At 59.3% G+C, this 22,639-nt stretch carries 16 protein-coding genes and 2 rRNA genes; 5 read left to right on the top strand and 13 right to left on the bottom strand.

Annotated features, from left to right (window positions below; translation table 11 throughout):
• Positions 1–19: 19 nt before the first annotated feature.
• The 3 genes from R9B85_RS13120 to R9B85_RS13130 all read right to left on the bottom strand — a co-directional run bounded on the left by R9B85_RS13120 (position 20) and on the right by R9B85_RS13130 (position 4,109).
• Positions 20–1,678 carry a Na/Pi cotransporter family protein gene (locus tag R9B85_RS13120; protein ID WP_423770280.1) on the bottom strand — a complete coding sequence of 553 codons (1,659 nt, stop codon included), beginning with the start codon at positions 1,676–1,678 and terminating at the stop codon, positions 20–22.
• A gap of 281 nt (positions 1,679–1,959) precedes the next feature.
• On the bottom strand, positions 1,960–2,730 hold the full coding sequence (locus R9B85_RS13125) for a TerC family protein (protein ID WP_112251747.1): 771 nt from the start codon (positions 2,728–2,730) through the stop codon (positions 1,960–1,962).
• Positions 2,731–2,801: 71 nt separating this feature from the next.
• Entirely contained in the window at positions 2,802–4,109 is a 1,308-nt protein-coding gene (locus R9B85_RS13130) for a CitMHS family transporter (RefSeq protein WP_015268498.1), read from the bottom strand.
• 267 nt (positions 4,110–4,376) lie between these two features.
• Here R9B85_RS13130 and R9B85_RS13135 point away from each other — a divergent pair, with 267 nt between their 5' ends.
• Positions 4,377–4,778, top strand: coding sequence for a GFA family protein (locus R9B85_RS13135; protein ID WP_112251748.1), 402 nt, complete (start codon positions 4,377–4,379; stop codon positions 4,776–4,778).
• A 126-nt stretch (positions 4,779–4,904) separates the two neighbouring features.
• Here the strand turns inward: R9B85_RS13135 and R9B85_RS13140 are convergent, their stop codons facing one another.
• The 10 genes from R9B85_RS13140 to R9B85_RS13185 form a co-directional block, all read right to left on the bottom strand.
• Positions 4,905–6,860, bottom strand: coding sequence for a DUF4105 domain-containing protein (locus R9B85_RS13140; RefSeq protein ID WP_423770281.1), 1,956 nt, complete (start codon positions 6,858–6,860; stop codon positions 4,905–4,907).
• Complete coding sequence (locus tag R9B85_RS13145) at positions 6,857–7,177, bottom strand: DUF2388 domain-containing protein (RefSeq protein WP_003256970.1); 321 nt, start codon at positions 7,175–7,177, stop codon at positions 6,857–6,859. Before R9B85_RS13145 ends, R9B85_RS13140 begins: the two co-directional genes overlap by 4 nt.
• Positions 7,178–7,214: 37 nt before the next feature.
• Positions 7,215–7,508, bottom strand: a complete 294-nt coding sequence (locus R9B85_RS13150) for a DUF2388 domain-containing protein (RefSeq protein ID WP_112251750.1) — start codon at positions 7,506–7,508, stop codon at positions 7,215–7,217.
• 85 nt (positions 7,509–7,593) lie between these two features.
• Positions 7,594–7,911 carry a DUF2388 domain-containing protein gene (locus R9B85_RS13155; RefSeq protein WP_112251751.1) on the bottom strand — a complete coding sequence of 106 codons (318 nt, stop codon included), beginning with the start codon at positions 7,909–7,911 and terminating at the stop codon, positions 7,594–7,596.
• A gap of 306 nt (positions 7,912–8,217) precedes the next feature.
• Positions 8,218–8,433, bottom strand: coding sequence for a DUF1127 domain-containing protein (locus tag R9B85_RS13160; protein WP_112251752.1), 216 nt, complete (start codon positions 8,431–8,433; stop codon positions 8,218–8,220).
• Positions 8,434–8,815: 382 nt separating this feature from the next.
• Complete coding sequence (locus R9B85_RS13165; RefSeq protein ID WP_112251753.1) at positions 8,816–10,309, bottom strand: acetyl-CoA hydrolase/transferase family protein; 1,494 nt, start codon at positions 10,307–10,309, stop codon at positions 8,816–8,818.
• 186 nt (positions 10,310–10,495) lie between these two features.
• Positions 10,496–11,932: an NAD(P)(+) transhydrogenase (Re/Si-specific) subunit beta gene (locus tag R9B85_RS13170; RefSeq protein ID WP_015268505.1), complete on the bottom strand. Its 1,437-nt coding sequence runs from the start codon at positions 11,930–11,932 to the stop codon at positions 10,496–10,498.
• A 2-nt stretch (positions 11,933–11,934) separates the two neighbouring features.
• Complete coding sequence (locus R9B85_RS13175; protein ID WP_003256966.1) at positions 11,935–12,249, bottom strand: NAD(P) transhydrogenase subunit alpha; 315 nt, start codon at positions 12,247–12,249, stop codon at positions 11,935–11,937.
• 11 nt (positions 12,250–12,260) lie between these two features.
• Positions 12,261–13,382, bottom strand: coding sequence for a Re/Si-specific NAD(P)(+) transhydrogenase subunit alpha (locus R9B85_RS13180; RefSeq protein ID WP_112251754.1), 1,122 nt, complete (start codon positions 13,380–13,382; stop codon positions 12,261–12,263).
• 437 nt (positions 13,383–13,819) lie between these two features.
• Positions 13,820–14,719 carry a LysR family transcriptional regulator gene (locus tag R9B85_RS13185; RefSeq protein ID WP_423770282.1) on the bottom strand — a complete coding sequence of 300 codons (900 nt, stop codon included), beginning with the start codon at positions 14,717–14,719 and terminating at the stop codon, positions 13,820–13,822.
• 161 nt (positions 14,720–14,880) lie between these two features.
• On the opposite strand from R9B85_RS13185, the gene R9B85_RS13190 reads away from it, so the two are divergent.
• The 4 genes from R9B85_RS13190 (at position 14,881) to R9B85_RS13205 (ending at position 22,585) form a co-directional block, all read left to right on the top strand.
• Positions 14,881–16,062: an acyl-CoA dehydrogenase gene (locus R9B85_RS13190; protein ID WP_112251756.1), complete on the top strand. Its 1,182-nt coding sequence runs from the start codon at positions 14,881–14,883 to the stop codon at positions 16,060–16,062.
• Between the two features lie 14 nt (positions 16,063–16,076).
• Complete coding sequence (locus tag R9B85_RS13195) at positions 16,077–17,297, top strand: CaiB/BaiF CoA transferase family protein (protein WP_207878727.1); 1,221 nt, start codon at positions 16,077–16,079, stop codon at positions 17,295–17,297.
• A gap of 567 nt (positions 17,298–17,864) precedes the next feature.
• A 16S ribosomal RNA gene (locus tag R9B85_RS13200) occupies positions 17,865–19,401 on the top strand.
• Between the two features lie 292 nt (positions 19,402–19,693).
• Positions 19,694–22,585: ribosomal RNA gene (locus tag R9B85_RS13205) — 23S ribosomal RNA — on the top strand.
• Together the 16S and 23S rRNA genes form the textbook arrangement of a ribosomal RNA operon.
• Positions 22,586–22,639 lie beyond the last annotated feature (54 nt).

A 22,639-nucleotide genomic window follows, 5' to 3' on the forward strand; every position in this document is an offset into this window, starting at 1 on the left:
GGTCCTCAGGTAGGCGAAATCACGGCAAACGGGCTTCGTCCGGCACGCTGTCGAGCATCAGCCCGCCCGTGTCCGAGCCGCCCAGTACCACATAGGCACTGCTACAGAACAAAGAGTTCAACCGTTTCATGTCGGCGATCAGCTCCAAGTGTAGCGAACTGGTCTCGATACTTTGCACTACCTTGCGCTGCAGGCGGCTGACATGGGCGTGGGCAAGGCGCCGTTCCTGGGCGCGAAAACGGCGTTTTTCCCGCAGCAGCAGGCGGGCGCTTTCCGGGTCGGCACTGAGGAACACCGACAAGCCCAGGCGCAGGTTGGCCAGCAGCTGTTCCTGCAAGCCGGTCAGCTCTTCCAGGCCCACCTGGGAAAACTCCCGGCGCTGGCTGGTTTTCTGCTGCTGCACCTTGCGCAGCATGCGCTCGATCAGGTCGCAGGCCAGCTTGAGGTTGATCGCCAGTTCGATAATTTCTGCCCAGCGGCGGTTGTCCAGCTCGCTAAGGTCTTCACGCGTCATCTGCGCCAGGTAAAGCTTGATCGCGCTATACAGGGCTTCGGCATCCTCGCCCAAGGCGCGCACCTGTTGCGGCAGGGCGGCCTGGGTGCCGCGCAGGGCCGCGAGCATGGCTTCGAGCAGGCTGTCGACGATATCTCCAAGGCGCAGGGTTTCGCGGGAGGCGTTGGCCAAGGCCAGGCTGGGGGTTTCCAGCGCCGAGGTGTCGAGATGGCGCGGGCGGATCTGGCCGTTGCCGTTTTCCCGTTCGGGCAGCAGGCTGTTGCACAGCCGGCCCATGGGTTTGACCGTGGGCAGCATGATCAGGCAACGCAGCGTGTTGTAGAGCAGATGGAAGCCGATGACCAGCTCCTGTGCGCTGAAGCTCAGTGAGTCCATCCAGCCCACCAGCGGGTGCAGCACGGGGATGATCAGCAGCAGGCCGATCAGCTTGTACAGCAAGCTGCCCAGTGCCACGCGGCGCCCGGCGGCGTTTTGCATGCTGGTGCTGATGAAGGCCAGCAGCCCGCTGCCGATGTTGGCGCCAACCACCAGGCCGATGGCCACCGGCAGGCTGATCACTTCGGCACCGGCCAACGTCGCGGTGAGCAGCACGGCGGCCAGGCTGGAATAGGAAATCATGGCGAACAGTGCGCCGACCAGGGCGTCGAGCATGATGTCGCCGGTCAGCGAAGCGAACAGCACCTTCACGCCCTGGGCGTGGGTAATCGGCGTAGCTGCTTGCACGATCAGCTCCAACGCCAGGATGATCAGGCCAAGCCCGATGCCTACCCTGCCCAGCTGGCCGGCCCGCGTCTGTTTGCGCGAGAGGAAGAAGATCACACCCAGGAAGATCAGCAGAGGCGACAGCCAGGACAGGTCCAAGGTCAGCACCCGGGCCATCAGGGCGGTACCCACATCGGCGCCGAGCATGATCGCCAAGGCCGGAGTCATGGCCATCAGCCCCTGGCCGACGAATGAGGTGACCAACATGGCTGTGGCATTGCTGCTTTGCACCATGGCAGTGACCAGAATGCCGGCGACGAACGCCAGCGGGCGTTTGCTCATGTTCTGGCTGATGATGCGCCGCAGACTCGAGCCGAATACCCGAAGGATGCCGGTACGCACGATGTGGGTGCCCCAGACCAGAAGCGTAACGGCCGAGAGCAGGTTGAGCAGGGTCAGCATGGCGACGGCCCCCTGATGCATTGGCCCAGAGGGCCAAGAGACGAAGCGTGAGCGTTTGAAGAATTTTCAGTGCTCACTCAAAGCTTTAGTTGTTTTGCGCAGCTGTCGCCAGCTTCGCATGGCTGCCATTTATTTGAAACACACGGGAAATGAATGATTTCTGTGCGGCCTGTGGGAGCGGGTTTACCCGCGAAGAGGTCGGCACAGAAAAGCTGCATTCCAGTCATCCAAAAATGAAAAGGGCCCTGCGAAGGGCCCTTTATATCCTGCACTTCCTGATCTTATTGACCCGGAATGTCCTTGCGCAGTTTCACTGGGTCATGCTCTTTGCCGTTCTTGCGGGCCAAGGCAGTGCGCATGCGAATGTTGATGGCTTCCACTGCCAGCGAGAACGCCATGGCGAAGTAGACGTAGCCTTTCGGCACATGCACGTCGAAAGCTTCGGCGATCAGCACGGTACCGACCACGATCAGGAAAGAAAGTGCGAGCATCTTCAGCGACGGGTGCTTGTCGATGAAGTCACTGATGGCGCCTGCGCACAGCATCATCACCAGCACGGCGACGATGATCGCGGCGATCATTACCGGTACGTGGGACACCATGCCCACTGCAGTGATCACCGAGTCCAGCGAGAACACGATGTCGATGATGGCGATCTGGATGATGGTATAGAAGAACTTGCCACCTGCGCCTTTGGGTTCTTCCGCGTTCTCGTCCTCGCCTTCCAGGCCGTGGTAGATCTCTTGCGAGCTTTTCCACAGCAGGAAAAGGCCACCAAAGAACAGGATCAGGTCACGCCCGGAGATGCCCTGGCCAAGGACCACGAACAGGTCGGCGGTAAGGCGCATGACCCAGGTGATCGAGAGCAGCAGCATGATACGGGTGACCATGGCCAGGGCCAGGCCGAAGATCCGGGTGCGCGGCTGCATGTGCTTGGGCATGCGGCTGACCAGAATCGAGATCATGATGATGTTGTCGATACCGAGGACGATCTCAAGCGCGGTAAGGGTAAAAAAGGCAACCCAGATTTCCGGGCTGGTCAGCCATTCCATTTGTTTTCCTTCGAACGGTAAAGGCGACGCGCCCGTATCAGGGCGCGTTGCGTTAGGGAAATACGCGTTTATTAAAGACTACTGAACAGCGGAAAAATGCCCATCAGCAGCGCGGCGAGCATTATGCACAGGCACACCAGCACTGCCCACTTCAAGGTGAAGCGCTGATGATCGCCGAACTCGATGCCGGCCAGGGCCACCAGCAGGTAGGTGGAGGGTACCAGGGGGCTGAGCAGGTGTACCGGCTGCCCGACGATCGACGCACGGGCCATTTCCACCGGGCTGATGCCGTAGTGGCTGGCAGCTTCGGCCAGCACCGGCAGCACGCCGTAGTAGAAGGCGTCGTTGGACATGAAGAAGGTGAACGGCATGCTCACGATCGCGGTGATCACCGCCAGGTATGGGCCCAGCGCCTCGGGGATGACCGACAGCAGGCTCTTGGACATGGCGTCGACCATGCCGGTGCCCGACAGGATGCCGGTGAAGATGCCAGCGGCGAAGATCAGCCCGGTGACCGCCAGCACGCTACCTGCGTGGGCGGCGATGCGGTCTTTCTGCTGCTGCAGGCACGGGTAGTTGACGATCATGGCGATGCTGAAGGCGATCATGAACAGCACCGGCAACGGCAGCACGCCGGCGATCAGCGCGACCATCAGGGCTGCGGTCAGGGCACCGTTGAAGTACAGCAGCTTTGGCCGGCGTGCGTCCGGGTACTGCGAAACGGTGATTTCGCTGTGGTCGATGTCGTCGGTGGGCAGGTGCAGTTCGCCCAGGCGGGCACGTTCGCGCTTTCCGTACATGTAGGCGATGGCCAGGATCGCCAGCACGCCGAACAGCATGGCCGGGATCATCGGCACGAAGATGTCCGACGGGTCCACGTGCAGTGCGCTGGCGGCGCGGGCGGTCGGGCCACCCCAGGGGGTCATGTTCATCACCCCGCCGGCGAGAATGATCAGGCCGGCCATGATCCGCGGGCTCATGCCCAGGCGGCTGTACATCGGCAGCATGGCGGCGCAGCAGATCATGTAGGTGGTGGCGCCGTCACCGTCGAGCGAGACCACCAGGGCCAGTACTGCGGTACCGACCGAGACTTTCAGCGGGTCACCCTTGACCAGCTTGAGGATCTTGCGCACGGCCGGGTCGAACAGGCCGGAGTCGATCATCAGGGCGAAGTAGAGGATGGCGAACATCAGCATCACGCCGGTAGGTGCGAGCTTGCTGATGCCCTCGAGCATCATCGGGCCGATCTTGGCGGAAAAACCGCCGAACAGGGCGAACAGGATCGGTACCAGGATCAGCGCGATCAAGGCCGACAGGCGCTTGGTCATGATCAGGTACATGAAGGTGATGACCATGGCAAAGCCGAGGAAGGTCAGCATGGCAATACTCCAGGCGTGGCGCGGCGAAAGGAACGTCGATTCGGGCGGATCAGCGCGTTTGGCGCTGTGCGTGGAGCATGCGGAGGGAGGCTACGGAAAATCGGGCACAGGAATACATCAGAATCACCATTGTTGTTGTTGATTGGGCCGGGCGCGGTGGTTACCGGGTGCCCTGGCTGACCGGTCTTGTGCCGGTAGTGGGGGCTATCCTATGAGGGCAAGCTTTCAGCCAGCTTTCGCCGAAGCAAAGGCGACGAGAGGTAGGTGATGCAGGATGTGACCGAGGGTGGCTGCCATTGTGGCGCCTTGCGTTATCGGTTGGAGGGCGACCTGACGGACATTGCCCATTGCCATTGTTCGATCTGCCGGCGGGTCAGCGGCGGGCTGGTGGTGACCTGGCTCACCCTGCCCCGCTCGGGGTTCCGGTGGCTGGCAGGCGAGCCGAACTGCTATGTGGCACCGGCCAGCTGCAGCCGGTACTTCTGTGGGCATTGCGGGGCGCATGTGGCGCTGGTGACAACGCACAGCCCGGAGACGGTGGATGTGACGGTAGCGACGCTGGACTACCCGGAACGGGTGCGGGCCAGCCGGCATATCTGGGTGGGTAGCCGGTTGCCTTGGCTTCACCTGGATGAAAATCTGCCTTCGGAGGCGGAGGAGAACCTGTAAGAGATTGTGTTGGTGCTGCTGGCCCTATCGCCGGCAAGCCAGCTCCCACAGGTGTCCCACCACCTTCAGACCTGTGGTGGTCTTGTGGGAGCTGGCTTGCCGGCGATAGGGCCGGTACAGCCGTACTTACAACTGCAGGCCTCCTGCAGCCTTGTGCAATGCCCGCAGATGCTCGCCCACCTGCTTCACATTGGCTTCCACCGCTGCAATCTCCCTGGCCCGCGACGGCTCCAGCAGTGCCCTCACCTCTTTGTCCAGGCTGGTGCTCAAGCGCAGCAACTGCGCTTGCCGCTCGCTGCTGACCTGCTCCAGGTGCTTGCGCTCCTGCGGCTGAGGCAGCCCGTAGCCCTTGCTGTCGAGCAACTCTGCCGGGCGGCTGAGGAAGCCACTGTTGGCAAGCATCTGCCTGAGGGTCGCATCGGCCTTGCTGACGCTGCCATCGTTCAGCGCAGCGGCGTTCAGGTAGCGCTGCTTGACCTCGTCCTGGGCCAGCAGCAGTTGCCGGCGCAAGCTGGCCTGCTCAAGCAGCAGCAAGGCGGCGCTGGTGCGCAGGTCGGCCTGGGCGAACCAGCCCCGCCGTTGTTCGGCATCCAGGGCCAGCCAGTCTTCGACCTTGGCCTGCTTGATTGGCAACTGCTTCTTCAATACCTCGAACATGGCCTGGTAACGGTCGCGGTAAGAATCGAAGCGATAACCCAGGCGCAGCGCCTCGCGGGGGTCGTCGAGCACGCTGGTGTCGGCCAGGCCCCTGCCCTTGAGCACGGCCAGCAGGCCATTGGGCATGATGCTGTCGAGGTCGTTCAGGCGTGGGTTGGCGGTGCCGCTGCGCAGCAGCTTCAACGACTCTACTGCGCAGTTGTTGGACAGGAACCAGTAGTTGCCGTCGTAGCTCCAGTGCATTTCGGCGGCCTGCCGCACCAGGTTCTCGATCTCCTCGCGGTTGAGCCGCAAGGGCACCGAGGCCAGGCTGCGCAATTCGGTCTTGGTGTATTCGTCGATCACCTGGCCCAGCGGCAGCACGAACAGGCGCGAGGGATAGGCGCCGACCAGGCCGTCCCAGCTGGAAAGCTGCACATCGTTGACAAAGGCTCGGTACGACAGCACCAGGCTCTGGTCGAGGTCCAGGCGGCAGTCCGGCCCGCGTGGGCGGCCCGGCTTGCAGATCACCAGGCGCAGCATGCTGTGGCCCCAGCGGCTGACCAGGTTCTGGTTGGCTTCGGCCAGCAGGTAGTCCACCTCATAGACCCGCTCGGGGTCGATTTCGCCCAGAGGCTGGCGGGCGAAGTCGCTGCCGGCATTGATGAACGGCAGGCCCTTGGCGCAGCTGTCCTGCTGCGGTGCCCAGCCGAAGTGTTCGCGCAGGTACTGGTTCAGCGCCGGACGGCGGCAGCCGTAGCTCGGGTCGAGGAGGAAGTACTCCATGTTGACCGCGATGTACTCCTTGGGGCTGCTCAGTTCATAGCTGTCGGGGCTGCGCACGAACTGGCCGTTGTGCTGCTCGCGCTCGCCGCGTCGGCCCACGTACTGCTGCCAGCCGGCCAGGTCGAGCAGGCGCGGGTCGTCGCTGAGGGTGAAGCGGCGTTCGGCCTGGCCACGGCAGGCTTCTGGCAGGCCGACTTTGCCCAACGTACCTTGCTGGCGCTTGCAGCGGGCGATCAGCGCGTTCTCGGCGCTGGGCCACAGCCGGGCACGGTCGTAGATATGGGTGAGTTCGTGCAGCACGGTGGCCAGCAGTTCTTCTCGCACCGTGCCATGTGGGCGGTTGGTGCGCTTGGTGGCAGCACTGCCATCGGTGAGGCTGGGCAGCAGGCGGCGATTGAGTTCGAGGGTAGATACCAGCGATGCCTGGCCATAGGCGTCGGCCGGCATGTTGTCGTTCCAGCTGACCCGCACGCGGCGATTCAGCTGTTGCTTGAAGCCAGGGGGCAGCTTGCCCATGGCTTCGTCGAGCAGAGCCTGAGTGGCTTGGGCCTGCTGCGAGTCAAGGCCGGACGCCTGCAGCTCGAGCTGCAGGTCGGCCAGGGCGGGCGTGCCGAGCAGCGTCAGGGCGCAGCCGAGCAGCCAGGCGCGCACGCGGTTCACAGCGCGAGGATGGCTTCAGCCAGTACCTGGTCGCTGGCGTCGCGCGCTTGCGGCACGCGCTCGCGCAGGGTGTTGAAGGCGGCCTCGAGCTGGGCGCCACGGATGTCACCGTTGCTGGCGACAAAGCTGGCGGCGTCGTCATGGGCTTCGCGCACCACTTTGGAATCGCGGATCGAGGTGGTGGTGTCAGAGGTGAAATCGATCGAACGGCCAAAGGCCCGCACGATGATATTGCTGGTGGCCACCAGGGTCTGTGCCTGGGCCAGGTCGGCCAGCAGCAACATGCCGAGGGTAGCGGCAATCAGCGGTTTACGCATGGAGCATCTCCGAAAAAATACAGGGAGTCAGATGTAGTTATTGGACGAGAATTGCCTGCGCCAGTTCCAGATCGCCGACGGTATGCCGAGCGTAATTGTGGCGTAATGATTCCAGCGCCGCCTCCAGCCGCGCACCGCGGATCTGGCCGTCGCTGGCGACGAAGGCCGCGGCATCGTCCTGGGCCTGGCGGACCAGTTTGCGGTCGAACGGTGCGGTGGTGACCTGGCTGGTGACATAGCCTGTGATGACCAGGCTTTGCGTAGTGGTATCCATGGCATGGGCGCTGGCCATGCCAACAACGGAGAACAGCAACGGCAACAGATAACGCATGGGCTCTACAACAGCTGTAAGCGTGAGTGGCAAAGGTGGATAAGGCTGTGCTGGTGGCCAGCACAGCCGAACTGCTCAGCCAGTGTCAAAGCGCCAGGATGGCCTGGGCCAGTTGTGCGTCGCTGGCCTGCAGGGCTGGCATCTGCGAGCGGATGTGCAGGAAAGCACTTTCCAGCTTGGCACCACGGATGTCGCCCTGGCTGCCAACGAAGCTGGCGGCGTCGTCACGGGCGGCCTGGACGATCTTGTCGTCACGGAACGAGGAGGAAATATCGGATGTTGCATCGGTGGACGCGGCTACCGCGCCAACGACGGCGTCGGTGGTGACAACGAAGCTGGTGGCGTTTGCGGTGCCGGCCAGGCTCAGCAACAGGGCGGCGCCAATCAGGTATTTACGGGACATGATCGTGGACTCCTGGACTAGGGTCGGGTGGTTCTGCTTTATCGGACGCTCGCACAGCTCGTCGCGGTACTTTTCAACAGTGCGTTCTACCAGACTGTTACGCCAAGCGTATCACGCGCCGGTGTTTCTGGATGTTAATGAACAGCGCGCTAATAAACTGTTCTGGCCGTTTTTTAGATTTTAGAAACTGTACACGTGTACCTGCGAAAGGCTCTGGCGTGCCGTCTGCAAACAAAAAACCCGTCGCAGTCACCTGCAACGGGTTTTGGGAATTCGCGGTGCCGGCCGAAGCCGGCAAGCCGGAGCTTAGCGCCAGAAAGGCTTGCTCAGCTCTTCGTAACGCTGCGACTCGCTGATACCAGCGTCAGCCAGCAGGCGGGCGTCCAGGCGAGCCAGTTGACGGCGGCTGGCCATACGGCGCTGCCACAGCAGCAGGGTAGACAGGGCGCGCAGCGGCAGCGAAGTGTTGGACTGCTGGGCGTTGCTTTCGAAAACCAGACCGGAACTGAGGGTACGTTCCATGATGCTTCATCCTTCCGCTTATGGCGGGATTAGGTAGTGATTTAACTGATGCCAATGATCCTCCTCTGTCGTCCATAACAGTAGATACAGTTCGGTTGAAAGACGATGGTCCAGTTAACTGTGTAACCCTACTGTTGCACTCGAAATAGGCGCAACTGTACTGGTCCGCACTTGTTTGGTGCGTTATGGCTTCGGTGAAGAGATTTTTCGGGCGGAAGAGCTAAAAGCAACCAGTACAGTAGTACAGTTTTTTACAAAACACTGTAATGCTGGCCTGTAGGAGCGGCCTTGCGTCGCGAAAGGGCCGCAAAGCGGCCCCAGGATCACAAGGATAAAGACCGGAACAGCGGAAGCAGGGCCGCCGTTCCGTACCACAACTGGATCAGCTAGCCAGCATGCGCCCGGTTTCTTCCAGATTCTCGTGCCAGCTCAGGGCTTCACGCAGGATGTGCGGGGTATGGCCGCCACGCTGGCAGGCGCGATCGAAGTAGTCATTCAGCGCTGCGCGATAGTCCGGGTGCACACAGTTGTCGATGATCGCCCGGGCGCGCTCACGTGGCGCCAGGCCACGCAGGTCGGCCAGGCCTTGCTCGGTGACCAGGATGTCAACGTCGTGCTCGGTATGGTCGACATGGCTGACCATCGGCACCACGCTGGAAATCGCGCCACCCTTGGCAATCGACTTGGTGACGAACACAGCCAGGTGTGCGTTACGGGCGAAGTCACCCGAGCCGCCGATGCCGTTCATCATCCTGGTGCCGCAGACATGGGTGGAGTTGACGTTGCCGTAGATATCGAACTCCAGCGCGGTGTTGATACCGATGATGCCCAGGCGACGGACCACTTCCGGATGGTTGGAAATTTCTTGCGGGCGCAGTACCAGCTTGTCCTTGTAACGTTCCAGGTTGCCGAACACGTCGGCGTTGCGGCGCGTCGACAAGGTGATCGAGCTGCCCGAGGCGAAGCTCAGTTTGCCGGCATCGATCAGGTCGAAGGTGGAGTCCTGCAGTACTTCGGAGTACATGGTCAGGTCTTCGAACGGCGACTCGATCAGGCCGCACATCACTGCGTTGGCGATGCTGCCGATACCGGCCTGCAGCGGGCCAAGCTTGTTGGTCATGCGGCCAGCTTCGACTTCTTTCTTGAGGAAGTTGATCAGGTGGTCGGCAATGCCCTGGGTTTCGTCATCCGGCGGCAATACGGTGGACGGCGAATCTGGCTGGTCGCTGATGACGATGCCGACGATCTTGGCCGGGTCGATCGGGATGGCGGTGCTGCCGATACGGTCGTCGACCTTGACCAGCGGGATTGGCGTGCGGGTCGGGCGGTAAGTCGGGATATAGATGTCGTGCAGGCCTTCGAGGTTGGTGTTGTGCGAGAGGTTGATCTCGACAATTACCTGCTTGGCGAAGATCGCGAAGCTGGCCGAGTTGCCCACCGAGGTGGTTGGCACGATGTGGCCCTGCTCGGTGATGGCCACGGCTTCGATGACCGCGATGTCCGGCAGCTTCAGCTGCTGGTTGCGCAGCTGCTCGACGGTTTCCGACAGGTGCTGGTCGATGAACATCACCTGGCCGTCGTTGATGGCCTTGCGCAGGGTGCTGTCGACCTGGAACGGCATGCGGCGAGCCAGTACGCCAGCCTCGGTCAGTTGCTTGTCCAGGTCGTTGCCCAGGCTGGCGCCGGTCATCAGGCTGATTTTCAGTGGCGACTGCTTGGCACGTTCGGCCAGTGCATGTGGTACGGCCTTGGCTTCGCCGGCGCGGGTGAAACCGCTCATGCCGACGGTCATGCCGTCCTCGATCAGACCAGCGGCATCAGCCGCACTCATTACCTTGCTGTGCAGGGAGGACAAGCGGATACGATCACGGTACATGGATTGTTATCTCGGGCTACTGAAACTACTGCAGCGCAGTCTAGAGACTTCGCCCCCTGCCGTCCCACGACCATGGTCGTATGAGGAGCCTTGGAATAGCGCCGTTGATCCGGATCAATAAAAGAAAAGCCCCGGCAGATTCTGACCGGGGCTTCCTTCATATCTGCTGGTTTGCAGCGGCCGTTGTCACTCCACCGCCTTCACCATGTCTTCGATGACCTTCTTGGCGTCGCCGAACACCATCATGGTCTTGTCGAGGTAGAACAGTTCGTTGTCCAGGCCGGCATAGCCGCTGGCCATCGAGCGTTTGTTGACGATGATGGTCTTGGCCTTGAACGCTTCGAGGATCGGCATGCCTGCGATCGGCGACTTCGGATCGTTCTTTGCCGCCGGGTTGACCACGTCGTTGGCGCCCAGTACCAGCACCACATCGGCCTGGCCGAACTCGGCGTTGATGTCTTCCATCTCGAACACCTGGTCGTATGGCACTTCTGCCTCCGCCAGCAGCACGTTCATGTGCCCGGGCATGCGGCCCGCCACCGGGTGGATCGCGTACTTCACGGTCACGCCGTTGTGGCTCAGCTTCTCGGTCAGTTCCTTGAGCGCATGCTGGGCGCGAGCCACCGCCAAGCCATAGCCTGGGACGATGATCACGCTGTCGGCGTTGCTGAGCAGGAAGGTGGCATCGTCGGCCGAGCCGGACTTCACCGGGCGCTGTTCTTTGGAGCCCTGCGCCGCGCCAGCATCGGTATCACCACCGAAGCCACCGAGGATGACGTTGAAGAACGAACGGTTCATCGCCTTGCACATGATGTACGAAAGGATGGCACCGGACGATCCGACCAGGGAGCCTGCGATGATCAGCATCGAGTTGTTCAGCGAGAAGCCGATACCGGCTGCTGCCCAGCCCGAATAGCTGTTGAGCATTGACACCACCACCGGCATGTCGGCGCCCCCGATCGGAATAATGATCAGCACGCCCATGATGAAGGCCAAAACCAGCATCAGGGTGAAGGCGCTGTAGTGGCCGGTAAAGGTGAACAGCAGGCCCAGGGCGATAGTGGTAAGGCCGAGGATCAGGTTCAGCTTGTGCTGGCCGGCGAACTGTACCGGTGCGCCCTGGAACAGTCGGAACTTGTACTTGCCCGACAGCTTGCCGAAGGCGATGACCGAGCCGGAGAAGGTAATGGCACCGATGGCTGCGCCGAGGAACAGTTCCAGGCGGTTGCCGGTGGGGATCGGGTCGCTCATGGCGGCAACGATGCCCATCGATTGCGGCTCCAGCACCGCGGCTATGGCGATGAACACCGCAGCCAGGCCGATCATGCTGTGCATGAAGGCGACCAGTTCCGGCATCTTGGTCATCTCGACCCGCTTGGCCATGATCGATCCGGCGGTGCCGCCGACCAGCAGGCCCACGAGAACGTAGCCGATACCGGCGGTAGCAAGCTCGGCCCCAAGCTTGTAAATGAGGCCGACCGTAGTGACGATGGCAATACCCATGCCGATCATGCCGAACAGGTTGCCGCGCCGCGAGGTAGTCGGGTGCGACAGGCCCTTGAGCGCCTGGATGAAGCACACCGAGGCGACGAGGTAGAGGAGCGTTACCAGATTCATGCTCATGCTTACTTCTGCGCCTCGTTCTTGGTTTTCTTCTTGAACATCTCGAGCATGCGACGGGTGACCAGGAAGCCACCGAACACGTTGACCGCGGCCAGCGCCACTGCGAGGGTGCCCATGAGCTTGCCGGCCGGTGTCACCGTCAGGGCGGCGGCCAGCATGGCGCCGACGATGACGATCGCGGAGATGGCGTTGGTCACGGCCATGAGCGGCGTGTGCAGCGCCGGGGTAACGTTCCACACCACGTGGTAGCCCACATAAATGGCCAGCACGAAGATGATCAGGTTGTAGATGCCATGGGATATCAGCATGTCTTCCATTGTCGTGCTCCTTAGCCGTTCTTACGGACGACCTGACCATCACGGCACATCAGGCAGGCCGCGACGATATCGTCTTCGAGGTTGATGACCAGCGCGCCGTCCTTGTCGAACAGCAGCTTCATGAAGTCCAGCAGGTTGCGTGCATACAGCGCCGAGGCATCGGCGCCCACCTGGGCCGGCAGGTTGGTCGGGCCGACGATGATCACGCCGTTCTCCTGTACCACCTGGTCGGCGACAGTCAGTGGACAGTTGCCGCCTTGGGCTGCTGCGAGGTCGATGACCACCGAGCCAGGCTTCATCTGCGCTACGGTTTCGGCGCTGAGCAAGGTCGGTGCCTTGCGCCCCGGGATCAGAGCAGTGGTAATGACGATATCCGCCTGCTTGGCGCGCTCGTGCACGGCCTGGGCCTGGCGCTGCATCCAGCTTGCCGGCATCGGCCGGGCGTAACCGCCGACACCTTCGGCGCACTCGCGCTCTTCATCGGTTTCGTAGGGTACGTCGATGAACTTGGCACCCAGCGATTCGATCTGCTCCTTCACGGCCGGGCGTACGTCGGACGCCTCGATCACCGCGCCCAGGCGCTTGGCCGTGGCAATGGCCTGCAGGCCGGCAACGCCCGCGCCCAGGATCAGCACGCGCGCGGCTTTTACGGTGCCGGCGGCGGTCATCAGCATGGGCATGAATCGTGGGTAGTGATGAGCAGCCAGCAACACCGCCTTGTAGCCGGCGATATTGGCCTGCGACGACAGCACGTCCAGGCTCTGCGCCCGCGAGGTGCGCGGCGCGGCTTCCAGGGCGAATGCGGTAATGCCGCGCTCGGCCATCTTGCCGATCAGCTCACTGTTAAAGGGGTTGAGCATGCCCACCAGGAGGCTGCCACTGTTGATCAGGGCCAGTTCCTGGTCGCTGGGGGCGACCACTTTAAGCACCAATTGGGCACCGTAGGCATCGGCTGCACTCCCCAGGGAAGCGCCCACGGCCTCATAGGCACTGTCCGGAATGCTGGCGTTGAGCCCTGCCCCCCGTTGGACGGTGACCTGATGGCCCTGGCCAATCAGTTTCTTGATGGTTTCCGGGGTCGCAGCGACCCTTGTCTCACCGGTCTGCGTCTCGAGAGGAACACCAATGTGCACGACTATTTCTCCTGCGGTGACCTTTTGTCTTTGTAAAAGCCAGCACACTTCGGATGGTGCGCTGGGGCGGCTGTGGAGCGCCGACCCGCCGAATCCCGGGCGGGCGAAGCATTTTGCAGACGAAGCCAGGGGCCTTCAACCAGTTCTGAAGCGAAACGAAGTTAAAACTACAAGTCACCCTGTGACCGTATGTCGCAACAGTCGGGCTGCGGCCCGTCAAACATGGGCTATTGGCAGATTAGGAGAAAAAAACAAAAAATTTGCGGTCAATTCGCTTATGGCTTTGTGAATGTCGCAAAATAACCGGCAAAGCCGCGCCGTAAGCAGGGTTAAAGGGGATTTTTGCATCTGCATAACAGTTTATGTGGATGCGACAAATACATATATCTGTAGGTGTTAAAAATAATTGACTACGAGGTCAGCTTTGTCGTGCTCTGTCATGTCTTGGCCGTGTACGCCTGCGCCTGGCTTACCAGCCAGTCGCGGAAGGCGCGCAGCGAAGCCGACTCAACCTTGCGCTCCGGAATCATCAGATAGTAGGCCGTGTCACTACTCAGGGCATGCCTGTTAGCGACCACCAACCTACCCTCCTCCAACTCGCGCTGTATCAGGAACGGCGGAATCAGGGCGATGCCCATCTCATGCATGGCCGCCTGGGCGAGCATCGAGAATAGTTCATAGCGCGGGCCTGTCATGTCGCGTTCCACATTCATGCCGACGCTGCCGAACCATTGCCGCCAGGCATAGGGGCGCGTGCTCTGCTGCAGCAGTGGCAATTGGGCAATGCGCAGCGCGTCGAGTTCGCCCTGCCCGGCCAGCAGCGCTGGGCTGCACACCGGTACCGGGTTTTCCCCCATCAGCCGGTGCGACTGCGTGCCGGACCAGTCGGCATCGCCGAAATAGATAGCGGCATCGAAGGTGGTGTCAGCAAACAGGAATGGCCGGGTGCGGTTGGTGAGGTTGACGGTGACCTCCGGGTGGCGCTGCTGGAAGTCCTTGAGGCGCGGTAGCAGCCATTGGGTACCGAAGGTGGGCACGACGGCCAGCTCGATCACGTTGGCGCCCTGCTGGCGCATTACCGACAAGGTATCGCGCTCTACCGCGTCCAGTTGGGCGGCCACCTGCCGGCTATAGGACAGGCCGGCTTCGGTCAGCTTCACGCCGCGGCGCGAGCGACGGAACAGTTCCACATTAAGGAAAGCTTCCAGGCCACCTATCTGCCGACAGACGGCGCCTTGGGTCAGGGCAAGTTCCTGGGCGGCTTTGGTAAAGCTCTCGTTGCGCGCCGCTGCCTCGAAGCATACCAGGGCGGCGGTGCTGGGTATCTTGCGACGCATGTACGTCAACCTCACTCGTCAGGCTGTCAATATGGCGTTTTGCCGATTTACGAAGTGACAAATTATCACTAATTGGTGCGCAATCCTCGTTTGTCCCGGCGGACGATCAGGCCTAGGCTCAAAGGCACAAGAAACTGCCCACTATTTCGAGGATTTCGCTCATGGCCGGTAAAGCAAGCTTCAACTGGATCGACCCGCTGCTGCTAGATCAGCAGCTCACTGAAGAAGAGCGCATGGTGCGTGACAGCGCTTATCAGTTCGCCCAGGACAAGCTGGCCCCGCGCGTGCTCGAGGCCTTCCGTCATGAGCAGACCGACCCGGCGATCTTCCGTGAAATGGGCGAGGTCGGGTTGCTGGGCGCCACCATTCCCGAGCAATACGGTGGCAGTGGCCTGAACTACGTGTGCTATGGCCTGATTGCTCGCGAGGTAGAGCGTATCGACTCCGGCTACCGTTCGATGATGAGCGTGCAGTCGTCGCTGGTGATGGTGCCAATCAACGAGTTCGGTACCGAGGCACAAAAGCAGAAGTACCTGCCCAAACTGGCTAGCGGTGAATGGATCGGTTGCTTCGGCCTGACCGAGCCTAACCACGGCTCCGACCCGGGTTCGATGATCACTCGTGCCCGGAAGGTCGAGGGCGGCTACCGCCTGACCGGCAGCAAGATGTGGATCACCAACAGCCCGATCGCCGATGTATTCGTGGTATGGGCCAAGGACGATGCGGGTGATATCCGCGGCTTTGTCCTGGAAAAGGGTTGGGAGGGCCTCAGTGCGCCGGCGATCCACGGCAAGGTCGGCCTGCGCGCCTCGATCACTGGCGAAATCGTCATGGACAACGTCTTCGTGCCAGAGGAAAACATCTTCCCGGATGTACGCGGCCTCAAAGGCCCGTTCACCTGCCTGAACTCCGCCCGCTATGGCATCTCGTGGGGGGCGCTGGGCGCCGCGGAAGCCTGCTGGCACACCGCGCGTCAATACACCCTGGACCGTCAGCAGTTCGGCCGTCCATTGGCTGCCAACCAGCTGATCCAGAAGAAACTGGCCGACATGCAGACCGAGATTACCCTGGCGCTGCAGGGCTGCCTGCGTCTGGGGCGGATGAAGGACGAAGGCACGGCTGCGGTGGAGATCACATCGATCATGAAGCGCAACTCCTGCGGCAAGGCGCTAGATATTGCCCGTATGGCGCGTGACATGCTGGGTGGCAATGGTATTTCCGATGAGTTCGGCGTGGCCCGCCACCTGGTCAACCTAGAAGTGGTCAACACCTATGAAGGTACCCACGATGTGCATGCGCTGATCCTGGGGCGTGCGCAGACTGGTATCCAGGCCTTCTATTGATAAGGAGCCAGCCCATGGGCGCGCTATCACATCTGCGGGTGCTGGACCTTTCTCGCGTGTTGGCCGGCCCATGGTCTGGCCAGATTCTCGCTGACCTTGGGGCCGATGTGATAAAGGTCGAGCGCCCTGGCAGTGGAGACGATACCCGTTCGTGGGGGCCGCCCTTCCTCAAGGATGCCGAGGGTGAGAACACCAGTGAGGCGGCCTATTACCTGTCGGCCAACCGCAACAAGCGCTCGGTGACCATCGACTTCACCCAGGCCGAGGGGCAGCGCCTGGTGCGTGAACTGGCGGCGAAGTCCGATATCGTCATCGAGAACTTCAAGGTAGGCGGATTGGCTGCCTATGGCCTGGACTACCAGAGCCTGAAGGCGATCAACCCGCGGCTTATCTATTGTTCCATTACGGGGTTTGGCCAGACCGGGCCTTATGCCAAGCGCGCGGGTTATGACTTCATGATCCAGGGGCTGGGCGGGCTGATGAGCCTGACCGGCCGCCCGGAGGGTGAAGAGGGTGCGGGGCCGGTCAAGGTCGGGGTGGCGCTGACTGATATCCTTACCGGGTTGTATTCAACTGTGGCAATCCTCGCTGCCCTCGCCCATCGCGAGCAGACTGGGGTGGGCCAGCATGTCGACATGGCGTTGCTGGATGTGCAGGTGGCCTGCCTTGCGAACCAGGCGATGAATTATCTGACCACGGGCAACCCTCCTCGTCGCCTGGGTAATGCGCACCCCAATATCGTGCCTTATCAGGATTTTCCGACCGCGGATGGCGACTTCATCCTTACCGTGGGCAACGACAGCCAGTTTCGCAAGTTCGCCGAGGTGGCCGGGCAGCCGCAATGGGCGGACGACCCGCGTTTCGTTACCAACAAGATGCGGGTGGCCAACCGGGCCGAGCTGATTCCTTTGATTCGCCAGGCCACGGTCTTCAAGACCACGGCGGAGTGGGTGAGCCAACTGGAGGCAGCAGGGGTGCCGTGCGGCCCTATCAATGACCTGGCGCAGATGTTCCAGGACCCGCAGGTGCTGGCGCGCGGATTGGCGGTAAGTATTCCGCATCCGTTGGCGGGGAGTGTGCCGCAGGTGGCGAGCCCGATACGGCTGTCGGAGACGCCGGTTGAGTACCGTCGCGCGCCACCGCTGCTGGGTGAGCATACCGAGGCTGTGCTGGAGGGCGTATTGGGGCTGGATGCAGGTGAGGTGCAGCGGCTGCGCAGTACTGGTGTGCTTTAAGGGCGTTTGGCCTTGATGAAAAGCGGGGAGGCCGTCAGGCCTCCCCGTTTTGCTTTTCAGCGATATCGGGGTTTCTCGAAATTAAGGGTTGACGCGGTTTCGAATCCCCTTATAATGCGCCCCACTTCCGACGTAGTCGAAGCGCAAAACTTCTTGAAAATCAATTGGTTAGGTGGTTCAGGTAGTATCGGAAGTGCTTCGGTCGCTAGATCGCAGTGGTTGAGATGATGGTTGACAGCGCTTTTAAACGCTGTATGGTTCGCCTCCCGCTACGAGAGATCGCAGCGAGTCAAGTGTTTGAAGCTAAACGAGTTTCTCGCAAAAAACTTCAAAATAAACGCTTGACAGCAAATGAGGAAAGCGTAGAATGCACGCCTCGGTTGAGACGAAAAGCTCTTAACCAAACGCTCTTTAACAAATCGAATCAAGCAATTCGTGTGGGTGCTTGTGAGTACGGACTGATAGTCACAAAGATTATCAGCATCACAAGTGGCCATGCGAGAAATCACATAGTCATTTGAGATTGCTGAGCCAAGTTTAGGGTTTCTTAAAAACCCAAGCAGTATTGAACTGAAGAGTTTGATCATGGCTCAGATTGAACGCTGGCGGCAGGCCTAACACATGCAAGTCGAGCGGATGACGGGAGCTTGCTCCTTGATTCAGCGGCGGACGGGTGAGTAATGCCTAGGAATCTGCCTGGTAGTGGGGGACAACGTTTCGAAAGGAACGCTAATACCGCATACGTCCTACGGGAGAAAGCAGGGGACCTTCGGGCCTTGCGCTATCAGATGAGCCTAGGTCGGATTAGCTAGTTGGTGGGGTAATGGCTCACCAAGGCGACGATCCGTAACTGGTCTGAGAGGATGATCAGTCACACTGGAACTGAGACACGGTCCAGACTCCTACGGGAGGCAGCAGTGGGGAATATTGGACAATGGGCGAAAGCCTGATCCAGCCATGCCGCGTGTGTGAAGAAGGTCTTCGGATTGTAAAGCACTTTAAGTTGGGAGGAAGGGCAGTAAGCTAATACCTTGCTGTTTTGACGTTACCGACAGAATAAGCACCGGCTAACTCTGTGCCAGCAGCCGCGGTAATACAGAGGGTGCAAGCGTTAATCGGAATTACTGGGCGTAAAGCGCGCGTAGGTGGTTCGTTAAGTTGGATGTGAAAGCCCCGGGCTCAACCTGGGAACTGCATCCAAAACTGGCGAGCTAGAGTACGGTAGAGGGTGGTGGAATTTCCTGTGTAGCGGTGAAATGCGTAGATATAGGAAGGAACACCAGTGGCGAAGGCGACCACCTGGACTGATACTGACACTGAGGTGCGAAAGCGTGGGGAGCAAACAGGATTAGATACCCTGGTAGTCCACGCCGTAAACGATGTCAACTAGCCGTTGGAATCCTTGAGATTTTAGTGGCGCAGCTAACGCATTAAGTTGACCGCCTGGGGAGTACGGCCGCAAGGTTAAAACTCAAATGAATTGACGGGGGCCCGCACAAGCGGTGGAGCATGTGGTTTAATTCGAAGCAACGCGAAGAACCTTACCAGGCCTTGACATGCAGAGAACTTTCCAGAGATGGATTGGTGCCTTCGGGAGCTCTGACACAGGTGCTGCATGGCTGTCGTCAGCTCGTGTCGTGAGATGTTGGGTTAAGTCCCGTAACGAGCGCAACCCTTGTCCTTAGTTACCAGCACGTTATGGTGGGCACTCTAAGGAGACTGCCGGTGACAAACCGGAGGAAGGTGGGGATGACGTCAAGTCATCATGGCCCTTACGGCCTGGGCTACACACGTGCTACAATGGTCGGTACAGAGGGTTGCCAAGCCGCGAGGTGGAGCTAATCTCACAAAACCGATCGTAGTCCGGATCGCAGTCTGCAACTCGACTGCGTGAAGTCGGAATCGCTAGTAATCGCGAATCAGAATGTCGCGGTGAATACGTTCCCGGGCCTTGTACACACCGCCCGTCACACCATGGGAGTGGGTTGCACCAGAAGTAGCTAGTCTAACCTTCGGGAGGACGGTTACCACGGTGTGATTCATGACTGGGGTGAAGTCGTAACAAGGTAGCCGTAGGGGAACCTGCGGCTGGATCACCTCCTTAATCGACGACATCAGCCTACTGATGAGCTCCCACACGAATTGCTTGATTCATGGTTGAAGACGTTGTTCCTGGTCAGAGCTCGGAAATGAGCATTCGCTTCGAATGTTGATTTCTGACTTTTGTCAGATCGTTCTTTAAAAATTCGGATATGTGATAGATATAGACTGATGACCAGTTTCACTGCTGGTTAATCAGGCTAAGGTAAAATTTGTGAGTTCTGCTCGAAAGAGCAACATGCGAATTTTCGGCGAATGTCGTCTTCACAGTATAACCAGATTGCTTGGGGTTATATGGTCAAGTGAAGAAGCGCATACGGTGGATGCCTTGGCAGTCAGAGGCGATGAAAGACGTGGTAGCCTGCGATAAGCTTTGGGGAGTCGGCAAACAGACTGTGATCCAGAGATCTCTGAATGGGGGAACCCACTCAGCATAAGCTGAGTATCTTGTACTGAATACATAGGTGCAAGAGGCGAACCAGGGGAACTGAAACATCTAAGTACCCTGAGGAAAAGAAATCAACCGAGATTCCCTTAGTAGTGGCGAGCGAACGGGGACCAGCCCTTAAGTTGGTTTGAGATTAGTGGAACGCTCTGGAAAGTGCGGCCATAGTGGGTGATAGCCCCGTACACGAAAATCTCTTGTCAATGAAATCGAGTAGGACGGAGCACGAGAAACTTTGTCTGAATATGGGGGGACCATCCTCCAAGGCTAAATACTACTGACTGACCGATAGTGAACCAGTACCGTGAGGGAAAGGCGAAAAGAACCCCGGAGAGGGGAGTGAAATAGAACCTGAAACCGTATGCGTACAAGCAGTGGGAGCCTACTTTGTTAGGTGACTGCGTACCTTTTGTATAATGGGTCAGCGACTTATATTCAGTGGCGAGCTTAACCGAATAGGGGAGGCGTAGCGAAAGCGAGTCTTAATAGGGCGTTTAGTCGCTGGGTATAGACCCGAAACCGGGCGATCTATCCATGGGCAGGTTGAAGGTTAGGTAACACTGACTGGAGGACCGAACCGACTACCGTTGAAAAGTTAGCGGATGACCTGTGGATCGGAGTGAAAGGCTAATCAAGCTCGGAGATAGCTGGTTCTCCTCGAAAGCTATTTAGGTAGCGCCTCATGTATCACTGTAGGGGGTAGAGCACTGTTTCGGCTAGGGGGTCATCCCGACTTACCAAACCGATGCAAACTCCGAATACCTACAAGTGCCGAGCATGGGAGACACACGGCGGGTGCTAACGTCCGTCGTGAAAAGGGAAACAACCCAGACCGTCAGCTAAGGTCCCAAAGTCATGGTTAAGTGGGAAACGATGTGGGAAGGCTTAGACAGCTAGGAGGTTGGCTTAGAAGCAGCCACCCTTTAAAGAAAGCGTAATAGCTCACTAGTCGAGTCGGCCTGCGCGGAAGATGTAACGGGGCTCAAACCATGCACCGAAGCTACGGGTGTCATCTTTGATGACGCGGTAGAGGAGCGTTCTGTAAGCCTGTGAAGGTGAGTTGAGAAGCTTGCTGGAGGTATCAGAAGTGCGAATGCTGACATGAGTAACGACAATGCGAGTGAAAAACTCGCACGCCGAAAGACCAAGGTTTCCTGCGCAACGTTAATCGACGCAGGGTTAGTCGGTCCCTAAGGCGAGGCTGAAAAGCGTAGTCGATGGAAAACAGGTTAATATTCCTGTACTTCCAGTTATTGCGATGGAGGGACGGAGAAGGTTAGGCCAGCCTGGCGTTGGTTGTCCAGGTTTAAGGTGGTAGGCTGAAATCTTAGGCAAATCCGGGATTTCAAGGCCGAGAGCTGATGACGAGTTGCCTTTAGGCGACGAAGTGGTTGATACCATGCTTCCAAGAAAAGCTCCTAAGCTTCAGATAACTGGGAACCGTACCCCAAACCGACACAGGTGGTTAGGTAGAGAATACCAAGGCGCTTGAGAGAACTCGGGTGAAGGAACTAGGCAAAATGGCACCGTAACTTCGGGAGAAGGTGCGCCGGCGAGGGTGAAGGACTTGCTCCGTAAGCCCATGCCGGTCGAAGATACCAGGCCGCTGCGACTGTTTATTAAAAACACAGCACTCTGCAAACACGAAAGTGGACGTATAGGGTGTGACGCCTGCCCGGTGCCGGAAGGTTAATTGATGGGGTTAGCGCAAGCGAAGCTCTTGATCGAAGCCCCGGTAAACGGCGGCCGTAACTATAACGGTCCTAAGGTAGCGAAATTCCTTGTCGGGTAAGTTCCGACCTGCACGAATGGCGTAACGATGGCGGCGCTGTCTCCACCCGAGACTCAGTGAAATTGAAATCGCTGTGAAGATGCAGTGTATCCGCGGCTAGACGGAAAGACCCCGTGAACCTTTACTATAGCTTTGCACTGGACTTTGAATTTGCTTGTGTAGGATAGGTGGGAGGCTTTGAAGTGGGGACGCCAGTTCTCATGGAGCCATCCTTGAAATACCACCCTGGCAACTTTGAGGTTCTAACTCAGGTCCGTTATCCGGATCGAGGACAGTGTATGGTGGGTAGTTTGACTGGGGCGGTCTCCTCCCAAAGAGTAACGGAGGAGTACGAAGGTGCGCTCAGACCGGTCGGAAATCGGTCGTAGAGTATAAAGGCAAAAGCGCGCTTGACTGCGAGACAAACACGTCGAGCAGGTACGAAAGTAGGTCTTAGTGATCCGGTGGTTCTGTATGGAAGGGCCATCGCTCAACGGATAAAAGGTACTCCGGGGATAACAGGCTGATACCGCCCAAGAGTTCATATCGACGGCGGTGTTTGGCACCTCGATGTCGGCTCATCACATCCTGGGGCTGAAGCCGGTCCCAAGGGTATGGCTGTTCGCCATTTAAAGTGGTACGCGAGCTGGGTTTAGAACGTCGTGAGACAGTTCGGTCCCTATCTGCCGTGGACGTTTGAGATTTGAGAGGGGCTGCTCCTAGTACGAGAGGACCGGAGTGGACGAACCTCTGGTGTTCCGGTTGTCACGCCAGTGGCATTGCCGGGTAGCTATGTTCGGAAGAGATAACCGCTGAAAGCATCTAAGCGGGAAACTTGCCTCAAGATGAGATCTCACTGGGATCTTGAATCCCCTAAAGGGCCGTCGAAGACTACGACGTTGATAGGTTGGGTGTGTAAGCGCTGTGAGGCGTTGAGCTAACCAATACTAATTGCCCGTGAGGCTTGACCATATAACACCCAAGCAATTTGCTGACGCAGATTGCGGTGGTGAAGACGAAACGAAC

Source organism: Pseudomonas sp. NLJ1 (assembly GCF_049486705.1).
GTDB lineage: Bacteria > Pseudomonadota > Gammaproteobacteria > Pseudomonadales > Pseudomonadaceae > Aquipseudomonas > Aquipseudomonas inefficax.